The organism is Enterobacter sp. N18-03635, assembly GCF_004006055.1.
GTDB classification, from domain to species: Bacteria; Pseudomonadota; Gammaproteobacteria; order Enterobacterales; family Enterobacteriaceae; genus Enterobacter; species Enterobacter vonholyi.
The window spans coordinates 1237863-1254916 of sequence record NZ_CP034769.1 but is presented as its reverse complement, the minus strand read 5'-3'; the positions used below and the strand labels follow the sequence as shown (position 1 = coordinate 1254916).

Below are 17054 nucleotides of genomic sequence, written 5' to 3'. Positions count from 1 at the left end.
GGAAACGTGCGACAACTGGCAACAATACTCTTATCACTGGCGGTGCTTGTCACCGCTGGCTGCGGATGGCACCTGCGCAATACCACGGCGGTGCCTGCTGAGATGAAAACGATGATTTTCGACTCATCAGATCCGAATGGCCCACTCAGCCGGGCAATTCGTAATCAGCTGCGTCTGAACGGCGTTGAGCTTGTTGAGAAACAAACGCTGCGCCAGGATGTACCGTCTCTGCGTATTATAGGAGGAGGTCTGTCGAGAGATACCGCTTCTATCTTCCAGGATGGCCGTACAGCTGAATATCAGATGGTGCTGACGGTCAGCGCAGCGGTCCTGATCCCGGGTAAAGACATCTATCCGATCAGCACGAAAGTGTACCGTTCGTTCTTCGATAACCCGCAGACGGCGCTGGCAAAAGATGCCGAACAGCAGATTATCATCAACGAAATGTACGACAAGGCGGCGGAACAGCTGATCCGTAAACTGCCAAGTATTGCAGCGTCTACCAAACAAGGCTCTGACATTGTTGAAAAACCGGTTGCCGGCACGCTTCCTGCTGCTAACTCTCTGGGTAAATGATGATCAGGCTGTATCCTGAACAACTCCGCGCGCAGCTCAAAGAAGGGCTGCGCGCGGCGTATCTGCTTCTTGGAAACGATCCGTTATTACTTCAGGAAAGCCTTGATGCCGTGCGGCATGAGGCCGCTTCTCAGGGCTTTGATGAACACCACACCGTCCAGCTGGATAACAGCACCGACTGGAATGCCCTCTTCTCACTCTGTCAGGCGATGAGCCTTTTTGCGTCGCGCCAGACTATTCAGATCCTGCTGCCGGAGAACGGCCCTAACGCGGCCATCAATGAACAGCTGGCCACGCTGGTCAGCCTGCTTCACAGCGATCTGCTGCTGATTGTGCGCGGTAACAAGCTCACCAAAGCGCAGGAAAACGCGGCGTGGTTCACACAACTCGCAGCCCACGCAGTGCAGGTCACCTGTCAGACGCCTGAACAGGCGCATCTGCCAAAATGGGTCGCAGCGAGAGCGAAGCAGAACAACCTTGAGCTGGATGATGCGGCGAACCAACTGCTCTGCTACTGCTATGAAGGCAATCTGCTTGCACTGGCACAGGCGCTGGACAGACTCTCCCTGCTCTGGCCGGATGGCAAGCTGACCTTGCCGCGCGTCGAGCAGGCCGTTAACGACGCGGCACACTTCACGCCGTTCCACTGGGTGGACGCGCTGCTGTCGGCGAAAAGCAAACGCGCCCTGCATATTCTGCAACAGCTGCGTCTCGAAGGGAGCGAACCCGTTATTCTGCTGCGTACGCTGCAGCGCGAATTACTGCTGCTGATTACGCTCAAGCGTCAGTCTGCCCATACGCCGCTGCGTTCGCTGTTTGATAAACACCGCGTGTGGCAAAATCGCCGGGCTTTGACCACCGAGGCCGTCAACCGCCTGAGTCAGGAACAGCTTCGTCAGGCTGTACAGCTTCTGATGCGCGCAGAGCTCACGTTAAAACAAGATTACGGCCAGTCGGTGTGGGCGGAGCTGGAAAGCCTTTCTCTGCTGCTCTGCCACAAGGCGCTGGCAGACGTTTTTATTGATGGATAGCATGCATTCTTTACAGGCCTTATATGGCGGCACCTTCGACCCGGTACATTACGGGCATCTGAAGCCGGTTGAAATTCTGGCGAATCTGATCGGCCTTCAGCGCGTCACCATTATGCCCAACAATGTCCCGCCCCATCGTCCACAGCCCGAGGCGACCAGCGAGCAGCGAAAAGAGATGCTTGCCCTTGCCATTGCGGATAAACCCCTCTTCCGACTTGACGAGCGTGAGCTGCGTCGCGACACACCCTCCTGGACATCTCAGACGCTTCAGGAGTGGCGCGCCGAACAAGGGCCAGACCAGCCGCTGGCGTTTATCATCGGCCAGGATTCCCTGCTGAATTTCCCCACATGGCATCAGTATGAAACTATTCTGGAGAACAGCCACCTGCTGGTCTGCCGCCGTCCGGGCTATCCGCTGACCATGCGCGAAGCGCAGTACCAGCAGTGGCTGGAAGACCATCTCACCGATAATGTTGAAGATCTTCATAATCAGCCTGCCGGGAAGATCTATCTTGCGGAAACGCCGTGGTTCGATATCTCTGCGACCCTCATTCGTGAGCGTTTACAGCAGGGTTTAGCCTGTGACGATCTGCTCCCCGCACCGGTGTTAGCCTATATCCATGCGCACGGTTTGTATCAGAAAAGCGCAGATGAATAGCCGGAGGGCATAAAAAGGGGCTTATTGTTTATCCTGCCTTGACAGGGTAAGCCATACTGTTATTCTCCGCTGCCAGACTTTCCCGCCGATAATTGCTTTACAGAAATTGTTTTACAAAAATGGCGATGCAATCTCAGGCGGAGGGTGGGATGATACCCGCCTTCTGAAGCCCGACCGGAGACATTTGTCCCGACACAGGCGTGAGTTCAGGTATACTGTCTGGCTACGAATTCAAAGTTTTACAATCTCATTCACCCAGGGGGAAAACTTGCAGGGTAAAGCACTCCAGGATTTTGTTATTGACAAAATTGATGACCTGAAAGGTCAGGACATCATCGCTATCGACGTTAAGGGTAAATCCAGTATTACCGACTGCATGATCATCTGCACCGGTACATCGACGCGTCATGTTGTTTCGATTGCCGATCACGTGGTTCAGGAATCGCGTGCAGCAGGGCTGTTGCCGCTGGGCGTTGAAGGTGAAGCGACGGCTGACTGGGTGGTAGTCGACCTCGGCGATGTGATTGTCCACGTCATGCAGGACGAGAGCCGTCGCCTGTATGAGCTGGAAAAACTCTGGGGTTAATGCGTGAAGTTGCAGCTGGTCGCCGTCGGCACCAAAATGCCGGACTGGGTACAAACCGGTTTTACTGAATATCTGCGTCGTTTTCCAAAAGACATGCCGTTCGAGCTGGTGGAAATTCCCGCCGGTAAGCGCGGCAAGAACGCTGATATCAAACGTATTCTCGATAAAGAGGGCGAACTGATGCTGGCTGCCGCAGGCAAGAACCGCATCGTCACCCTCGATATTCCAGGTAAACCCTGGGATACGCCGCAGCTGGCGCAAGAACTGGAGCGCTGGAAGCAGGATGGCCGTGACGTCAGTCTGTTGATTGGCGGGCCAGAAGGGTTATCCCCTGCCTGCAAAGCGGCGGCTGAACAAAGTTGGTCCCTCTCCGCGCTGACGCTTCCCCATCCGCTCGTTCGGGTACTGGTGGCTGAAAGCCTGTATCGCGCGTGGAGCATTACTACCAACCACCCCTATCACCGCGAGTAATGACTGACCAGGGTAGATTAAGCAGCGGATGAAACTACAGAATTCTTTTCGCGACTATACGGCTGAGTCCGCGCTGTTTGTGCGCCGGGCGCTGGTCGCCTTTACCGGGATTTTGCTGCTTACCGGCGTGCTGATCGCCAACCTTTATAATCTGCAAATTGTCCGCTTTACCGACTACCAGACGCGTTCAAACGAAAACCGTATTAAGCTGGTGCCTATCGCACCCAGCCGCGGCATTATTTACGATCGTAACGGCACCCCGCTGGCGCTAAACCGCACCATCTATCAAATCGAGATGATGCCGGAAAAAGTCGATAACGTTCAGGATACGCTGGAAGCGCTAAAGAGCGTTGTCGACCTTAACGATGACGATATCGCCGCCTTCAAAAAAGAGCGCGCCCGCTCTCACCGTTTTACCTCCATTCCGGTTAAAACCAATCTGACGGAAGTCCAGGTGGCCCGCTTTGCGGTGAACCAGTACCGTTTCCCCGGCGTGGAAGTGAAGGGCTATAAGCGTCGCTACTATCCCTACGGCTCCGCGCTGACGCATGTGATTGGCTACGTTTCCAAGATTAACGACAAAGACGTTGACCGTCTTGATAAAGACGGCAAGCTGGCCAACTACGCCGCAACGCACGATATCGGTAAGCTGGGGATCGAACGTTACTACGAAGACGTTCTGCACGGGCAAACCGGCTATGAAGAGGTTGAGGTTAACAACCGTGGCCGCGTGATCCGCCAGCTGAAAGAAGTGCCGCCTCAGGCGGGGCATGACGTCTATCTGACGCTCGACCTCAAGCTTCAGCAGTATATTGAAACCCTGCTGGCGGGCAGTCGTGCAGCCGTTGTGGTCACCGATCCTCGTACCGGCGGCATCCTGGCGATGGTCTCCATGCCTAGCTATGACCCGAACCTCTTCGTTGACGGCATATCCAGTAAAGACTATTCCGGTCTGCTGAACGATCCGAACACGCCGCTGGTGAACCGTGCAACGCAAGGGGTTTACCCGCCGGCATCAACGGTTAAACCGTACGTCGCGGTTTCTGCGCTGAGTGCCGGCGTCATCAACCGTAATACCAGCCTGTTTGACCCAGGCTGGTGGCAGCTGCCGGGTTCAGATAAGCGCTATCGTGACTGGAAAAAATGGGGCCACGGTCATCTGAACGTCACCAAATCGCTGGAGGAGTCTGCGGATACCTTCTTCTATCAGGTGGCGTATGACATGGGGATCGACCGCCTGTCAGAATGGATGAGCAAATTCGGCTACGGGCACTATACCGGCGTTGACCTTGCAGAAGAACGCTCCGGCAACATGCCGACGCGCGAATGGAAGCTGAAGCGCTTTAAAAAACCGTGGTATCAGGGCGACACCATTCCGGTGGGTATCGGTCAGGGCTACTGGACGGCAACGCCGCTTCAGATGAACAAAGCCATGATGATCCTCATCAATGACGGCGTGGTGAAAGTGCCGCATCTGCTGCAGAGTACGGTTGAAGACGGCAAAAAAGTGCCGTGGAACCAGCCGCATGAAGCCCCGGTGGGTGACATACATTCAGGCTTCTGGGAAATTGCGAAAGACGGTATGTACGGCGTGGCAAACCGCCCGAACGGTACCGCACACAAGTATTTCGCCGGGACGCCGTACAAAGTGGCGGCGAAGTCCGGTACTGCGCAGGTGTTTGGTCTTAAGGCCAATGAAACCTATAACGCGCACCGCATTGCTGAACGTCTGCGTGACCATAAGCTGATGACGGCGTTTGCTCCTTATGACAACCCGCAGGTCGCGGTGGCGATGATTCTCGAGAACGGCGGTGCCGGGCCTGCAGTAGGGACCATCATGCGCCAGATCCTTGACCACATTATGCTGGGTGATAACAACACCGAACTGCCGGCTGAAAACCCGGCCGCCGCTGCGGCGGAGGACCAATAATCATGACGGATAATCCAAATAAAAAATCGCTGTGGGACAAAATCCACATCGACCCAGCCATGCTGCTGATCCTGCTGGCTCTGCTGGTTTACAGCGCGCTGGTTATCTGGAGCGCCAGCGGCCAGGACATCGGGATGATGGAGCGCAAAATCGGCCAGATCGCCATGGGTCTAATTATCATGGTGGTGATGGCGCAGATCCCGCCGCGCGTCTACGAAGGCTGGGCGCCCTATCTCTACATCTTCTGTATTATTCTGCTGGTTGCGGTCGATGCGTTTGGCGCCATTTCAAAAGGGGCGCAGCGCTGGCTGGATCTGGGCGTTGTCCGCTTCCAGCCCTCTGAAATTGCCAAAATCGCCGTTCCACTGATGGTGGCACGCTTTATCAACCGCGACGTCTGTCCGCCGTCTCTGAAGAATACCGCTATCGCGCTGGTGCTGATTTTCCTGCCAACGCTGCTGGTTGCGGCACAGCCTGACCTGGGGACCTCAATCCTTATTGCCCTCTCCGGCCTGTTTGTCCTGTTCCTGTCGGGACTGAGCTGGCGCCTGATTGGTATCGCGGTGGTGCTGATTGCGGCTTTCATTCCTATCCTGTGGTTCTTCCTGATGCATGACTACCAGCGCCAGCGCGTTATGATGCTGCTCGATCCGGAAACCGATCCGCTGGGCGCGGGCTATCATATTATTCAGTCAAAGATTGCGATTGGCTCCGGCGGACTGCGCGGTAAAGGCTGGCTGCACGGCACGCAGTCTCAGCTGGAATTTTTACCGGAACGCCACACCGACTTTATCTTTGCCGTACTGGCGGAAGAACTGGGACTGGTTGGCATCTTAATATTGCTGGCGCTCTATGTACTGCTGATCATGCGTGGATTGTGGATTGCAGCACGCGCGCAAACCACCTTTGGTCGCGTCATGGCTGGCGGGTTGATGCTGATTTTATTCGTTTATGTCTTCGTAAATATTGGTATGGTGAGTGGTATTCTGCCGGTGGTAGGCGTACCGCTGCCGCTGGTGAGTTACGGAGGCTCGGCACTGATCGTGTTGATGGCCGGGTTTGGTATCGTGATGTCGATCCATACCCACAGAAAAATGTTGTCAAAAAGCGTATAAAAATAAGGGGATCGGAATGCGTAAGCAGTGGCTGGGGATCTGCATTGCGGCAAGTTTACTTGCGGCCTGCACAAGTGATGATGGTCAGCAACAGGCAACCGTCGCGCCGCCGCAGCCTGCGGTGTGTAATGGCCCGATCGTTGAAATCAGCGGTGCCGATCCCGTTTATGAACCGCTGAATGCCAGTGCCAATCAGGATTACGAGCGCGACGGCAAAAGCTATAAAATTGTTCAGGACCCTTCCCGTTTCAGTCAGGCGGGCTTTGCCGCCATTTATGATGCCGAGCCAGGCAGTAACCTGACGGCATCCGGGGAAGCGTTCGACCCAATGCAGCTGACGGCAGCACATCCGACGCTGCCTATCCCGAGCTACGCCCGTATCACCAACCTGGCGAACGGCCGTATGATCGTCGTGCGCATCAACGACCGCGGCCCGTACGGGAATGACCGGGTGATTTCCCTGTCGCGCGCGTCTGCCGATCGCCTGAACACCTCGAACAACACCAAGGTCCGTATTGACCCGATTATCGTCGCGCAGGATGGTTCGCTCTCCGGGCCGGGAACCGCGTGTACGACGGTCGCAAAACAGACCTATGCCCTTCCTGACCGCCCAAATCTTGACGGCGGAATGGGAAGCGTCTCGTCTCCGGCAGAGCCTGCTCAGCCGGGGGGAGAAATCCGCCCGATCAGTAATGATACGCTGCAAAGCGAGGATTCTACCGGCGCGCCGGTAAAGAGTAGCGGTTTTCTTGGCGCCCCAACGACCTTAGCCTCGGGCGTGCTGGAAGGCAGTGAGCCTACTCCAGCCCCTGCTCCCGTTGCCGCGCCAGCAACCCAGCCGGCTCCCGTAACGGCGCCCGCGGCCACGCAAAGTGCGGCGGTGGCGGCTCCAACAGCAGCCAGCGGCAGCTATGTGGTTCAGGTCGGTGCAGTGAGCGATCAGGCCCGGGCCAAACAGTATCAGCAGCGTCTGAGCCAGCAATTTAGCGTACCAGGACGCGTTGAGCAGAACGGTGCGGTCTGGCGCATTCAGATGGGGCCGTTTGCCAGCAAATCGCAGGCCGCCTCCCTGCAGCAGCGTTTGCAGAATGAAGCTCAGCTTCAGTCATTTATCGCTGTTGCAAAATAATTAACCGGCGGTATCCGAATTGTCAGTTTGTGTAAAACGCATTCACAAACTCATGCTTAAAGTCGGATGCCTGCCTGAATAGCATTTGCTATAGTAAGGCACTTTTTTTAATTCCATCACGGATGTCGTAGTTCTGACCATGAAGACCACTTTTTCTGCTCGTTTTGTGCAGCGCATGGCGCTGACCACGGCCCTTTGCGCGGCTGCGCTCTCTGCAGCTCACGCTGATGACCTGAATATCAAGACCATGATCCCTGGCGTTCCGCAAATCGACGCGGAATCCTACATCCTGATCGATTACAACTCTGGCAAAGTGCTGGCAGAACAGAATGCCGATGCCCGCCGTGACCCGGCCAGCCTGACCAAAATGATGACCAGCTACGTTATCGGCCAGGCGATGAAGGCAGGTAAATTCAAAGAATCGGATCTGGTCACCATCGGTAACGATGCGTGGGCAACCGGGAACCCTGTTTTCAAAGGTTCCTCTCTGATGTTCCTGAAGCCGGGTATGCAGGTTCCTGTTTCCCAGCTGATTCGCGGTATCAACCTGCAGTCGGGTAACGACGCCTGCGTGGCAATGGCCGATTTCGCCGCCGGTAGCCAGGACGCCTTCGTGGGTCTGATGAACAGCTACGTGAACGCGCTGGGTCTGAAAAATAGCCATTTCCAGACCGTACACGGCCTGGATGCAGACGGCCAGTACAGCTCCGCGCGTGACATGGCGCTGATTGGTCAGGCGCTGATCCGCGATGTCCCCAATGAATACTCTATCTATAAAGAGAAAGAGTTCACTTTCAACGGTATTCGTCAGACCAACCGTAACGGTCTGCTGTGGGATAACAGCCTGAACGTTGACGGCATCAAAACTGGCCACACCGACAAAGCGGGCTACAACCTGGTGGCCTCTGCCACTGAAGGTCAGATGCGTCTGATCTCTGCCGTGATGGGCGGCCGCACCTTCAAAGGTCGTGAAACAGAAAGCAAGAAACTGCTGACCTGGGGCTTCCGTTTCTTCGAAACCGTGAATCCACTGAAAGCAGGCAAAGAGTTTGCGTCTGAACCCGTCTGGTTCGGCGACAACGACCGTGCTTCTCTCGGCGTTGATAAAGACCTGTACCTGACCATTCCGCGTGGTCGTATGAAGGATCTGAAAGCCAGCTACGTACTGAACAGCACCGAGTTGCACGCCCCGCTGCAGAAGAACCAGGTTGTGGGCACCATCAACTTCCAGCTGGATGGCAAAACGATCGATCAGCGTCCGCTGGTGGTCCTGCAAGAAATTCCTGAAGGCAATTTCTTCGGCAAAATCATTGATTACATTAAATTGATGTTCCACCACTGGTTTGGTTAAAAATTGAACACTTGAAAGTGTGATTTTGATCCCCATATACTAAGTATCCTGATAACTCCCACCTGACGTGGGAGTTATTATTTTTTGACGTTACGCCGGAGCTGACATGAAAACCAAACTTAACGAACTGCTTGAATTCCCTACCTCATTTACCTACAAAGTAATGGGTCTGGCGAAACCTGAGCTGGTTGATCAGGTGGTTGAAGTGGTACAGCGCCATGCGCCCGGTGACTACTCTCCGTCAGTAAAACCAAGCAGCAAGGGCAACTACCACTCGGTTTCTATTACCATCACTGCGACACATATTGAGCAGGTTGAAACGCTTTACGAAGAACTCGGCAATATCGAAATTGTTCGTATGGTGCTGTAGCCCCTTCGCGGTTACCCGGTTTGCCGGGTAACCCCTCTCCCCGCTGTGATATAATCCCGCACACCTTTTGTCCCTCGTCTTCGGAGACGCAGTTTTGTATCAGGATAAAATTCTGGTCCGTCACCTCGGGCTGCAACCTTATGAGCCTGTCTCCCAGGCTATGCATGACTTCACCGATTCACGCGATGACAGCACCCCGGATGAGATCTGGCTTGTCGAACACCTGCCGGTATTTACTCAGGGTCAGGCGGGTAAAGCAGAACATTTGTTAATGACGGGAGATATCCCGGTTATTCAGAGCGATCGCGGCGGTCAGGTCACTTACCATGGACCCGGGCAGCAGGTGATGTACGTCCTGCTCAACCTGAAGCGCAGAAAGCTGGGCGTCCGCGAACTGGTTACCTTACTGGAACAAACTGTCGTCAACACGCTGGCGGAATATGGTATTGATGCGCATCCGCGAGCCGATGCGCCTGGGGTGTACGTTGGGGAAATGAAGATCTGCTCTCTGGGGCTGCGTATTCGTAAAGGCTGTTCGTTCCACGGCCTGGCATTGAACATTAATATGGATCTCGCCCCTTTCCAGCGCATAAACCCCTGCGGCTACGCCGGCATGGAAATGACGCAAGTTCGTCAGTGGGTTGAAACCGCTACGCCAGACAGTATTCGTCCCGTGCTTTTGAAGAATGTTTTAGCACTACTTAACAATCCCCCACACGAATATATCGCTGCTTAATATATCATACAACATGGCTCGCTAATTTGGCGGGCCACCGTTTATTTACCGTTTTTGCGCTTTACAATAATCCACAGATTCTATATTTTCGAAGCGCCCGAATATTACCGCTACATATTATTTAGCCTCCAGCAAGTACGGCAAACACGGCATAAGTAACGTGAGCAATTATCACACAAGTGTTTGCTTTTGATAAACAAGTGAAACAAAACCAACACTTTACGAATCTCTACAAGCATAATAAATAAATTCAACTATCATTCATATTGTGAATGTATACGGAGTGAAAGCGTGGAGTATAATAATTTACCAGCCAAACGACTGAATGAACCTGGTGGCGAAGACAAGCCGCAAATTTTTCGGACTTTACGTAATATTGATCTCAATTTATTGACTATTTTTGAGGCAGTATATGTCCATAAGGGTATCGTTAACGCTGCGAAAATTCTTAATCTCACGCCTTCAGCAATAAGCCAGTCAATCCAAAAGCTGCGCGCTATATTTCCTGACCCGTTATTTATCCGTAAGGGCCAGGGGGTAACGCCGACGGCTTACGCCACGCATCTGCATGAGTACATCAGCCAGGGTCTGGAGTCGATTCTGGGCGCACTGGATTTAACCGGGAGCTATGATAAGCAAAGAACCATCACCATCGGCTGTTCCCCTTCTGTGGGTGTACTGGTCATGCCTGCGATCTTTCAGGCCGTGAAAGAGCATGCTCCGCAGCTCCTGCTTCGCAATGTGCCTCTCAATGAACCTGACATTCAACTTGCCCAGTTCCAGACGGACCTGATTATAGAAAGCGGCAGCTTCAGTGCCAGAGCGCTGGGTCAAAATGTGCTCTATGCAGATAATCTGGTGCTGGTTTGCCGCCAGCAGCATCCTGCTCTTAGCGAGCCGTTGACCATCGAAAACCTTCGCAACTACGACCATTCGTCTTTCATGACCGAAGGGCAGTCTAACCATGCACTTCGTCAGCGCATTGATGAAATTTTCCCTGAACGACAGATCAGCTTCAGCAGCTACAATATGTTTACCACCGCATCCCTGATCGGTAGCAGCGACATGCTGTGCGTTATGCCATCACGCCTGTACAGTCTGCTACGAAAATGCTGGCCGCTGGAAAGCATTCCGCTCAGCCAGCTTAATGCGGAATCTATCGAGATTTCACTGCATTATAACAAGCTGAGTTTGCGCGATCCGGTCCTGGAAAACGTTATCCGCATTATCCGTCAGGCCTTCTGACAGGTTTACCCAGCACAAGTCCCTGCAACGGGCAGGGCAAAAGGCACAAAACAACAACTATTTTACAAATTGGCGATCTGGCAGGCTGCTTTAACGACCGTTTCAATGATATACTGCCTGTCGTTCGTTCAAAAATAGTTGATAAATACAACATTCCCTTGAATTGAAACGCTTTCCTTCGATATTCGCAACTGGAACACGCACGCTATGAGTAAACCCATTGTGATGGAACGCGGTGTTAAATACCGCGATGCCGATAAAATGGCCCTTATCCCGGTTAAAAACGTGGCTACAGAGCGCGAGGCGCTGTTAAGAAAACCGGAATGGATGAAAATCAAACTTCCGGCCGACTCTTCGCGTATCCAGGGGATCAAAGCGGCGATGCGCAAGAATGGCCTTCACTCCGTTTGTGAAGAAGCCTCTTGTCCTAACCTTGCTGAATGTTTCAATCACGGTACCGCGACGTTTATGATTCTGGGTGCTATCTGTACCCGTCGCTGCCCGTTCTGCGATGTTGCTCATGGCCGTCCAGTCGCACCTGATGCTAACGAACCCCAGAAGCTGGCGCAGACTATCGCCGACATGGCGCTGCGTTACGTAGTTATCACCTCCGTTGACCGTGACGATCTGCGTGACGGCGGAGCGCAGCACTTCGCCGACTGTATTACGGCCATTCGCGAGAAAAGTCCAAACATCAAAATCGAGACGCTGGTGCCTGACTTCCGTGGCCGTATGGACCGCGCGCTGGATATCCTCACCGCTACGCCGCCAGATGTGTTTAACCACAATCTGGAGAACGTGCCGCGTATCTACCGTCAGGTACGCCCGGGTGCTGACTATAACTGGTCTCTGAAACTGCTGGAGCGTTTCAAAGAAGCGCATCCACATATTCCGACTAAGTCTGGTCTGATGGTGGGTCTGGGTGAAACTAACGACGAAATCATCGAGGTGATGCGCGATCTTCGCCGCCACGGTGTGACCATGTTGACCCTGGGACAGTATCTCCAGCCAAGCCGTCACCACCTGCCGGTACAGCGCTACGTGAGCCCGGACGAGTTCGATGAAATGAAAGCCGAAGCGATGGCGATGGGCTTCACCCACGCAGCATGCGGCCCATTTGTTCGCTCTTCATACCATGCCGATATGCAGGCTAAAGGCGAAGAAGTGAAATAATGCTGTAATATTCATTTACAGTAATACGAAAAAACCGGCCACATGAGCCGGTTTTTTTCGCAAGCCCTTGGGCGATGCTGTCACTCTTTGTGAGAAAGCTTATCTGCCGGGACGTCATCCTCGGCGCTTTTCTTCGCCGCTGCATCATCATCGTTCATCGCTTTCTTAAAGCCTTTGATGGCAGCCCCCAGGTCACCACCCAGCGTGCGTAACTTCTTGGTACCAAACAGCAGGACGACCAGTGCGGCAACCACCAGCAGTTTGGTAATACTAATCTCACCCATAGATACCTTCTTTACTTATAACAGGCTGCATTCAGCGCCAAAACCTGATTGTATTAACGGTCATTTAGCGCGTGCACACAATAGCAATCTGTAACAAGGTGAATCAAGCATTGTTGAAAAAAACATCACAATAATTGCGGTGGCGCAAACCGACGATTAAGAAGAACGGGTAATTGCTGACGCGCAAGCGCAATTCTCTCTGGTTTTATCTCCGCAACCAGCAAGTCCGGGGCTTCAGCGGCGGCGGCTATCGTCACCCCCAGCGGATCAACCACCCTGCTTTGCCCGATGTTTTTCGTGCCACATTCTCCTGCGGCAACGACATAGCAGGTGGTATCCAGCGCGCGTGCCGCAAGCAGCGTTGCCCAGTGGTGCTCTTTTAACGGCCCTTTGACCCACGCGGCAGGCAGCACCAGTACGTCCGCACCCTGCAGCGCCAGATGCAGCGCCAGCTCGGGAAAACGCAGGTCATAGCAGGTCATCAGCCCGATCCTGAATCCGTCAATCTCCAGCAGCGGTGGGATATTGTCTCCGGGGTCAACGAGCCTCGACTCCTGGATGCTGAACGCGTCATAGAGATGAAGCTTGGCGTAACGTGCGACTATGGCCCCGTCACGAATCGCCACCAGCGTATTCACTGCGCGACCCGGCGTGGAGGGGACATGGATCGTTAAGATTGTTGTCATCGTATTGCCCGCGCTCTGGGCGAGCAAATGTTGTAAAAATTCGCCGTCCAGCGGCTGCGCGGACTTCACGGATAAATCCGGGTCATTATCATCCCTGGCCAGCAGCGCCTCGGGGAGAACCAGCAGCGACGCCCCTTTCTGCCCGGCCTGCTTCATCAGGTTGACGCACGTGAGCGCATTTTTATGCCACTCAGGCGTGACCACAAACTGCCCTACCGCAACATACATATTTGTCCCCTTATCATAAACGGCGTTAAACTCGCTTCTCTTACACATCAAATAGCAGGTATTTAGCGTGTTACAACTACTTTTAGCCGTTTTTATTGGTGGGGGAACGGGTAGCGTTGCGCGGTGGTTTCTGAGTATGCGGTTTAATCCCCTGCATCAGGCGATTCCCATGGGGACGCTTGCCGCTAACCTGATTGGTGCTTTTATCATTGGCATGGGGCTGGCCTGGTTTAACCGAATGACGCATATCGACCCAATGTGGAAGGTATTGATTACCACCGGATTTTGCGGCGGTTTGACCACCTTCTCAACCTTTTCTGCGGAGACAGTTTTTCTCTTTCAGGAAGGCCGTATCGGCTGGGCGCTGATGAATATGGCGATCAATATGCTCGGCTCTTTTGCGATGACGGGGATCGCATTTTGGCTATTTTCTTCCGCAAGCGCGCATTAACAGCCGAACCGTTAATGTTGGCTTAATTTTTCTCTGTCACTCTGAATGCAGTACTGAACGAGGGTGACAGAATGAAACAGAGTCTGATGAGCGCAGGAATGGTGTTATTGAGCGTGCTGATCGTTGCCAGCTTCCTGAAAATGTATCTGCTTGGCTGATTCAACACGAAAAAAACCCGCTCGTTGAGCGGGTTTTGAAATTCTTGCTGACGCGTCTGAATTACAGAGCGATTACGTTAGCAGCAGAAGGGCCTTTGGCACCGTTAGTGATTTCGAACTCTACACGCTGACCTTCAGCCAGAGTTTTGAAACCATTAGACTGGATTGCAGAGAAGTGTACGAACACGTCTTTGCTGCCATCTTCAGGAGTAATGAAACCGAATCCTTTGGACTCATTAAACCACTTAACGTTACCTTTAATCTTAGACATCAAAATTACCTTTACATTAAAAAACGACACAAATGCTGTGTCGGTTATCAGTACATCAATTGTGGGACCTTTTGTCCAGCGGATCTTTGATAAAAAGTGACTAAAGTCGCGTTAATTTTCACTGACAGATTTTTATCGCTTATGAATCAACGTCTGCGCGTTTTTTCACCAGCATGTAACGTTTTGTCAGTTAAAACTGAAAACGCATCCATGCGAAGTAAACGTTACCGTTGTTGTACGTACCCGGAATGTAGGTCATCTGGAACGTTGCGGGGCCATAGCCAATAGAGGCCAAAGGCAGCAGCACTGGGATCGGGATGTAGTTCCAGTTGTCACGTGCAGTGACCCCGGCGGTATAGCCCAAACCGACGTGGAAGTTTTCGTCCGCTAGCGGGCGCCAGGTTTTCTCCCAACCATAACCCCCAATAGGCTCCCATTTATTAAACGAGTCTTTGAAGGCCATCAGATAGATGCCATGCCAGTTTCCCTTTTCATCCCAGCGCGACTGACCAAAACCCGCACCCCATGGACGCTCGTTGTATTTATCGGTTTTCTCTTTGTCATAAGCAAACCGCGCATGCCACGTTATTGCCGGAACATAGAGATCATAATGTTCAGGTGCAGTCCATGTCTGGGAAACATTATCCGTAAAGGTTGAGAACCAGCCTTTATCCGCCTCTTTGCCTTCTGCCTGTGCAACAGAAGAAAACGTTAACTGCCCAAAAATAAACAACAAAATAGAGAAAAATGTATTACGTACGATCACAATGCAATTACCATTCTTAGTATTCGAAGCAAAGTTTACCATAAAGTAGTTGAATCAAGTCTTAACGACATCGGCGTTATTCCTAATTATTCGGCCTCTTTCCGGGAATATTCTTAAAGAGAGCATGCAGCACGCCCAAATAATCCCATTCGGAGTGTGGGATTATACTTTAACCTTCTTAATCAGTGACATGCAAAACCACACAAAGCATTAACAATTTGTTATCATTATTGGGACATGTTGCGCTATTTCTGACGGTCAAGGGCCTCATGACATAAATGTATGAACCATGGCAAAAACACGGTTGTTCTGTTCTCTAGTCGTCTGTTTATTGATTTTAATCAGCAAGAACAGGCCAATTATTCGGCACATTTTCATCCTTCATTTTTTATTGATTTTTTGTGCTCCATTGCAGCAGAGATACAGGGGAAATCATGCTTACGCTATTCGAACTCCTTATTGGAGTCGTCGTCATTGTCGGCGTCGCACGCTACATCATTAAAGGCTACTCAGCCACGGGCGTATTATTTGTTGGCGGTTTAACACTGCTGATTATCAGCGCAATAATGGGGCATCAGGTGTTGCCTGCCAGCGCGACCAGCACCGGTTACAGCGCTACAGATATTGTTGAATACATTAAAATATTGCTCATGAGCCGCGGCGGCGATCTGGGCATGATGATCATGATGCTGTGTGGTTTTGCGGCCTATATGACCCACATCGGCGCTAACGATATGGTCGTTAAGCTTGCCTCCAAACCTCTGCAATACATCAATTCGCCATATCTGCTGATGGTCGCGGCCTATTTCCTCGCCTGCCTGATGTCGCTGGCCGTTTCGTCGGCTACCGGACTTGGCGTACTGCTGATGGCCACGCTGTTCCCGGTTATGGTGAACGTGGGCATCAGCCGTGGCGCGGCCGCGGCAATTTGTGCGTCTCCGGCAGCCATTATTCTCTCCCCGACCTCCGGCGACGTTGTGCTGGCGGCAAAGGCGGCGGAGATGTCACTCATCGACTTCGCCTTTAAAACCACGTTACCGATCTCAATCGTTGCCATAGTGGGCATGGGGATCGCGCATTTCTTCTGGCAACGCTATCTCGATAAGAAAGAAAACATTAGCCATGAAATGATGGATGTGAGTGAAATCACCACCACCGCTCCCGCGCTCTATGCCATTCTGCCGTTCACTCCGATCGTCGGAGTGCTGATTTTTGACGGCAAATGGGGTCCACAGCTGCACATCATCACCATTCTGGTTATCTGTATGCTGCTTGCCGCCGCGCTGGAGTTTGTGCGCGGTTTTAACACGCAAAAGGTCTTCTCGGGTCTGGAAGTAGCGTATCGCGGTATGGCGGATGCCTTCGCTGGCGTGGTGATTCTGCTGGTTGCAGCGGGCGTTTTTGCCCAGGGTCTGAGCACGATCGGCTTTATCCAGAGCCTGATCTCTATCGCCACCTCGTTCGGCTCGGCCAGTATTATCCTGATGCTGGTTCTGGTGGTGCTGACCATGCTGGCGGCGATGACCACCGGTTCCGGCAATGCCCCTTTCTACGCTTTCGTTGAGATGATCCCGAAGCTGGCTCACTCGTCCGGTATTAACCCGGCCTATCTCTCCATTCCCATGCTGCAGGCGTCAAACCTGGGCCGTACCATTTCGCCGGTGTCGGGCGTGGTCGTTGCCGTTGCCGGAATGGCGAAAATCTCGCCATTTGAAGTCGTCAAGCGCACCTCAGTACCCGTTCTGGTTGGTCTGATTATCGTGATTATCGCCACGGAAGTGCTGGTTCCCGGCGCGGCCTAAGCTAAATTACTGATATCCAAAAAGCGCCTGCGGGCGC

At 52.9% G+C, this 17054-nt stretch carries 19 protein-coding genes; 15 read left to right on the top strand and 4 right to left on the bottom strand.

Features of this window, described 5'->3' with window-relative positions; genetic code table 11:
- Nucleotides 1–6: 6 nt before the first annotated feature.
- The 13 genes from lptE (at nucleotide 7) to lipA (ending at nucleotide 12371) form a co-directional block, all read left to right on the top strand.
- Nucleotides 7–576 carry an LPS assembly lipoprotein LptE gene (gene lptE, locus ELK40_RS06650; protein ID WP_111964394.1) on the top strand — a complete coding sequence of 190 codons (570 nt, stop codon included), beginning with the start codon at nucleotides 7–9 and terminating at the stop codon, nucleotides 574–576.
- Complete coding sequence (gene holA, locus ELK40_RS06645; RefSeq protein ID WP_127732741.1) at nucleotides 576–1607, top strand: DNA polymerase III subunit delta; 1032 nt, start codon at nucleotides 576–578, stop codon at nucleotides 1605–1607. The genes lptE and holA overlap by 1 nt, the downstream gene beginning before the upstream one ends.
- Nucleotides 1600–2265 carry a nicotinate-nucleotide adenylyltransferase gene (gene nadD / locus ELK40_RS06640; RefSeq protein WP_045402141.1) on the top strand — a complete coding sequence of 222 codons (666 nt, stop codon included), beginning with the start codon at nucleotides 1600–1602 and terminating at the stop codon, nucleotides 2263–2265. The genes holA and nadD overlap by 8 nt, the downstream gene beginning before the upstream one ends.
- Nucleotides 2266–2533: 268 nt before the next feature.
- Nucleotides 2534–2851 (top strand): ribosome silencing factor, encoded by a 318-nt coding sequence (gene rsfS / locus ELK40_RS06635; RefSeq protein WP_023334893.1) that lies wholly within the window; start codon nucleotides 2534–2536, stop codon nucleotides 2849–2851.
- 3 nt (nucleotides 2852–2854) lie between these two features.
- Nucleotides 2855–3322: a 23S rRNA (pseudouridine(1915)-N(3))-methyltransferase RlmH gene (rlmH, locus tag ELK40_RS06630; RefSeq protein WP_023310748.1), complete on the top strand. Its 468-nt coding sequence runs from the start codon at nucleotides 2855–2857 to the stop codon at nucleotides 3320–3322.
- 28 nt (nucleotides 3323–3350) lie between these two features.
- Nucleotides 3351–5252: a peptidoglycan DD-transpeptidase MrdA gene (gene mrdA / locus ELK40_RS06625; RefSeq protein WP_008501038.1), complete on the top strand. Its 1902-nt coding sequence runs from the start codon at nucleotides 3351–3353 to the stop codon at nucleotides 5250–5252.
- A 2-nt stretch (nucleotides 5253–5254) separates the two neighbouring features.
- Nucleotides 5255–6367: a peptidoglycan glycosyltransferase MrdB gene (gene mrdB / locus ELK40_RS06620; RefSeq protein ID WP_023310746.1), complete on the top strand. Its 1113-nt coding sequence runs from the start codon at nucleotides 5255–5257 to the stop codon at nucleotides 6365–6367.
- Nucleotides 6368–6383: 16 nt separating this feature from the next.
- On the top strand, nucleotides 6384–7496 hold the full coding sequence (gene rlpA / locus ELK40_RS06615) for an endolytic peptidoglycan transglycosylase RlpA (RefSeq protein ID WP_127730034.1): 1113 nt from the start codon (nucleotides 6384–6386) through the stop codon (nucleotides 7494–7496).
- A gap of 139 nt (nucleotides 7497–7635) precedes the next feature.
- On the top strand, nucleotides 7636–8847 hold the full coding sequence (dacA, locus tag ELK40_RS06610) for a D-alanyl-D-alanine carboxypeptidase DacA (RefSeq protein WP_032638844.1): 1212 nt from the start codon (nucleotides 7636–7638) through the stop codon (nucleotides 8845–8847).
- 106 nt (nucleotides 8848–8953) lie between these two features.
- The gene (ybeD, locus tag ELK40_RS06605) at nucleotides 8954–9217 is read left to right on the top strand and encodes a DUF493 family protein YbeD (RefSeq protein ID WP_006177135.1); all 264 of its coding nucleotides are present in this window, start codon (nucleotides 8954–8956) and stop codon (nucleotides 9215–9217) included.
- Nucleotides 9218–9311: 94 nt separating this feature from the next.
- Complete coding sequence (lipB, locus tag ELK40_RS06600) at nucleotides 9312–9953, top strand: lipoyl(octanoyl) transferase LipB (RefSeq protein ID WP_111964398.1); 642 nt, start codon at nucleotides 9312–9314, stop codon at nucleotides 9951–9953.
- A 291-nt stretch (nucleotides 9954–10244) separates the two neighbouring features.
- On the top strand, nucleotides 10245–11198 hold the full coding sequence (locus tag ELK40_RS06595) for a YbeF family transcriptional regulator (protein ID WP_115874489.1): 954 nt from the start codon (nucleotides 10245–10247) through the stop codon (nucleotides 11196–11198).
- 207 nt (nucleotides 11199–11405) lie between these two features.
- Complete coding sequence (gene lipA / locus ELK40_RS06590; protein WP_028019480.1) at nucleotides 11406–12371, top strand: lipoyl synthase; 966 nt, start codon at nucleotides 11406–11408, stop codon at nucleotides 12369–12371.
- 80 nt (nucleotides 12372–12451) lie between these two features.
- On the opposite strand, the gene tatE is transcribed toward lipA, so the two are convergent.
- A complete protein-coding gene (tatE, locus tag ELK40_RS06585; RefSeq protein ID WP_023310742.1) occupies nucleotides 12452–12655 on the bottom strand; it encodes a twin-arginine translocase subunit TatE in 204 nt (67 codons plus the stop codon).
- A 125-nt stretch (nucleotides 12656–12780) separates the two neighbouring features.
- Nucleotides 12781–13569 carry a deaminated glutathione amidase gene (locus tag ELK40_RS06580; protein WP_127730031.1) on the bottom strand — a complete coding sequence of 263 codons (789 nt, stop codon included), beginning with the start codon at nucleotides 13567–13569 and terminating at the stop codon, nucleotides 12781–12783.
- 67 nt (nucleotides 13570–13636) lie between these two features.
- Here ELK40_RS06580 and crcB point away from each other — a divergent pair, with 67 nt between their 5' ends.
- A complete protein-coding gene (gene crcB, locus ELK40_RS06575; RefSeq protein WP_008501029.1) occupies nucleotides 13637–14020 on the top strand; it encodes a fluoride efflux transporter CrcB in 384 nt (127 codons plus the stop codon).
- Between the two features lie 219 nt (nucleotides 14021–14239).
- On the opposite strand, the gene cspE is transcribed toward crcB, so the two are convergent.
- Nucleotides 14240–14449, bottom strand: a complete 210-nt coding sequence (gene cspE, locus ELK40_RS06570; protein ID WP_002439184.1) for a transcription antiterminator/RNA stability regulator CspE — start codon at nucleotides 14447–14449, stop codon at nucleotides 14240–14242.
- Nucleotides 14450–14639: 190 nt separating this feature from the next.
- Complete coding sequence (gene pagP / locus ELK40_RS06565; protein WP_249429395.1) at nucleotides 14640–15257, bottom strand: lipid IV(A) palmitoyltransferase PagP; 618 nt, start codon at nucleotides 15255–15257, stop codon at nucleotides 14640–14642.
- Between the two features lie 392 nt (nucleotides 15258–15649).
- Between pagP and dcuC the strand changes: the two genes are divergently transcribed.
- Nucleotides 15650–17017, top strand: coding sequence for an anaerobic C4-dicarboxylate transporter DcuC (gene dcuC / locus ELK40_RS06560; protein ID WP_127730028.1), 1368 nt, complete (start codon nucleotides 15650–15652; stop codon nucleotides 17015–17017).
- The last annotated feature ends 37 nt before the right edge of the window (nucleotides 17018–17054 follow it).

Excerpts from the sequence above, each read along its gene's own strand:
- holA (WP_127732741.1), top strand. The coding sequence starts at position 576 with ATGATCAGGCTGTATCCTGAACAACTCCGCGCGCAGCTCAAAGAAGGG.
- nadD (WP_045402141.1), top strand. The coding sequence starts at position 1,600 with ATGGATAGCATGCATTCTTTACAGGCCTTATATGGCGGCACCTTCGAC.
- mrdA (WP_008501038.1), top strand. The coding sequence starts at position 3,351 with ATGAAACTACAGAATTCTTTTCGCGACTATACGGCTGAGTCCGCGCTG.
- mrdB (WP_023310746.1), top strand. The coding sequence starts at position 5,255 with ATGACGGATAATCCAAATAAAAAATCGCTGTGGGACAAAATCCACATC.
- rlpA (WP_127730034.1), top strand. The coding sequence starts at position 6,384 with ATGCGTAAGCAGTGGCTGGGGATCTGCATTGCGGCAAGTTTACTTGCG.
- dacA (WP_032638844.1), top strand. The coding sequence starts at position 7,636 with ATGAAGACCACTTTTTCTGCTCGTTTTGTGCAGCGCATGGCGCTGACC.
- ybeD (WP_006177135.1), top strand. The coding sequence starts at position 8,954 with ATGAAAACCAAACTTAACGAACTGCTTGAATTCCCTACCTCATTTACC.
- lipA (WP_028019480.1), top strand. The coding sequence starts at position 11,406 with ATGAGTAAACCCATTGTGATGGAACGCGGTGTTAAATACCGCGATGCC.
- tatE (WP_023310742.1), bottom strand. The coding sequence starts at position 12,655 with ATGGGTGAGATTAGTATTACCAAACTGCTGGTGGTTGCCGCACTGGTC.
- ELK40_RS06580 (WP_127730031.1), bottom strand. The coding sequence starts at position 13,569 with ATGTATGTTGCGGTAGGGCAGTTTGTGGTCACGCCTGAGTGGCATAAA.
- cspE (WP_002439184.1), bottom strand. The coding sequence starts at position 14,449 with ATGTCTAAGATTAAAGGTAACGTTAAGTGGTTTAATGAGTCCAAAGGA.
- pagP (WP_249429395.1), bottom strand. The coding sequence starts at position 15,257 with ATGGTAAACTTTGCTTCGAATACTAAGAATGGTAATTGCATTGTGATC.
- dcuC (WP_127730028.1), top strand. The coding sequence starts at position 15,650 with ATGCTTACGCTATTCGAACTCCTTATTGGAGTCGTCGTCATTGTCGGC.